Genomic DNA, 2,466 nt, shown 5'->3' with positions numbered 1-2,466 from the left:
AGTGTATTTACAACTCCTACTAACGCAAATTTAATAAAAGATATCCATTTGTTAKTCACGAAGTGATACTTCCTTGCGTGTTTCAAGCTGATACTTTTCACGGACGATATAGAGTGGACGATTTTTTGTTTCATCGTAGATGCGGCCAATATATTCTCCAATCATACCAAGAATAATTAAAATGATGCCGCTAAAGAATAGCTGAATGACAATTAATGACGACCACCCGGTGATGGTGCTGTCTGTAAATAACTTCAAATACAGCACTACTAAAAGATAAATAAAACCGATACCAGATAGAGTTACACCAGCATAGCTAGCTAGCTTTAATGGCTTATATGAAAAAGATGTAATACCATCCATTGAAAGCTTCAGCATCTTTTTCAAAGGATATTTCGACTCCCCGGCCAAACGCTCGTCTCGCTCATATTCTACTGCTGTTTGCTTAAAGCCAACCCAGCTTACTAATCCCCGAACAAAGCGATTTTTTTCTTGAATGCTATTCATTTGATTGCACACTTTGCGATCTAGCAAACGGAAATCCCCTGTATCAAGCGGAATATCAATATCGGTCATCGCACGTAAGAAGCGATAAAAAATAGCAGCCGTTTGTTTTTTAAAGTATGTTTCTCCTTTTCGCTTTGTACGCTTAGCGTATACAACGTCAAACCCTTGCTTCCATTTTTCAATCATCTCTAAAATCAATTCGGGCGGGTCTTGCAAATCAGCATCAATCACAACGACCGCCTCTCCTCTTGCATAATCCATACCAGCTGTAATAGCAATTTGATGACCAAAGTTACGGGCAAAATCTAATAAAACAACCGCTGGGTCTTGCTCACTGTACTCTTTAATGATTTCTGCTGTTCGATCTCTACTGCCGTCGTTCACGAAAAGAAGCTCGTAAGCTTCTTTCGTTGAACGCATCACTTCTGTGAGACGGCGGTAGGTTTCATGAATCACTTCTTCTTCGTTGTAGACAGGAACAACAATAGAATATTTAACGATGGAACTCATGTTCATGCCCTCCTTATTTAAGCGTTATTTCGTATAGTGTTCCGTTTCCAAATGGCCCTTGCTGAGCACTTGATGAAGTAGACTGCCACTTGGAAGAAGGAATCTCCTTACTATTTTCTTTAATCCACGTGATAACGTCAGATTGACCTCCCTTGCCCATTCCAGACAAGTAGAAATATTTCACTTCACCTTTTTTAATCATGGCTTTTAATTTACTTACCGTTAAAATTGGATCTGAACCGCTAAATCCACCCATTGCCATTACTGGCTTGCCCGTTTTGATAATGTAAGGTGCAGCTGAAGTTGAATCCGTTGTGGCAAATAAATATTTTTCACCTGTATTATTTTTTGTTAAATAGTTTAGTAGCTTTTGGTTTACTTCTGCGTTCATCCCTCCACTTTTTCGTTTTGAAGATGATGATTTGCTTGAAAAGCTATTTGGCATTTGACTATTATTGGATGAACCGCCTGGCATTTGCATTTGACCACTGTTTGAAGAACCGCTTGGCGGCTGCATTTGACCATTATTGGACGAACCACCTGGCATTTGACCGCTGTTCGATGAACCGCTTGGCGGCTGCATTTGATTGTTCGATGATGAATTGCCGCTAGAGCTTCCTGGAGGCTGCATGCCGTTAAAGCCAGATTGTTTGCTATTTGTAGCTGTGCTTGGAGGTCCTCCCATACCGCTTGAAGAATCAGGACCTGCTGATGGAAGCATGCTATTTCCACCATAAATAATTGGTGTCATCGCCCAGTACGCCGGCATCGCAAGTAAGACAACCATCGCTGCGGCTCCCAGGTAGTTCGTCAACGAATTTTTACGCTGTTTACGAACAGCTAAAACAAGAGCTAAAATGACGCCCAGTGCTCCTACACCTGCAATTGGCGCTGCCCCGATTGAGCTGACATAAGGAGACATAATATATACTTGAAGTGCTGCTGTTGTTAAAATACCACCTGGCAGCAGCCATGATTCCCAGCCATTATGCTGTTTGTACATGCTCCATAAAGCTACTGCTCCCGCTCCGGCAAATGCAGCGATTGGAGGTGCCAGCATAATTAAATAATACTGATGGAAAAATCCTGCGATACTAAAGAAGACAGCTACTGGTAGCAGCCAAGCTAACCAAAATAAACTTTCTTTTTGTTTTGTCGTGTAAGGCCCTTTAAATTTTACTCCGGCAAATAAACCCACGATTGAAAAGATTACAAATGGTAATAACCAGCTGATTTGATCTGATAACCCTTTTTGGAATAGTCGGAAGGGACCAGGATTCCCCGTGTTGAACATTCCGTTTTGATTCCCTCCGCCTGGAGCCTGCATCTTTTGGGAAGAGCTGCTTTTTCTTTGATTTGAGCTTTGTGAAGAATCAGCACTTGAATTACTATTTTGTTTTGTTTCACTGCTTGCTGTTTGCTGCTCAGTTTGAGCAGGCTGCTTATGAC

At 41.5% G+C, this 2,466-nt stretch carries 2 protein-coding genes; both read right to left on the bottom strand.

The window, feature by feature from the left end; translation table 11 throughout:
* Nucleotides 1-51: 51 nt before the first annotated feature.
* Nucleotides 52-1,017, bottom strand: coding sequence for a glycosyltransferase family 2 protein (locus tag AC1DRF_RS23205; RefSeq protein ID WP_477741802.1), 966 nt, complete (start codon nucleotides 1,015-1,017; stop codon nucleotides 52-54).
* 13 nt (nucleotides 1,018-1,030) lie between these two features.
* Nucleotides 1,031-2,466, bottom strand: a 1,436-nt coding sequence (locus AC1DRF_RS23200) for a mannosyltransferase YkcB-related protein (RefSeq protein WP_477741801.1), incomplete at its 5' end; no start/stop codon positions are given.

This window comes from Priestia sp. P5_B4, from assembly GCF_056400385.1.
The sequence above is the reverse complement of the archived record's forward strand: the minus strand, read 5'-3'. Positions and strand labels throughout refer to the sequence as shown.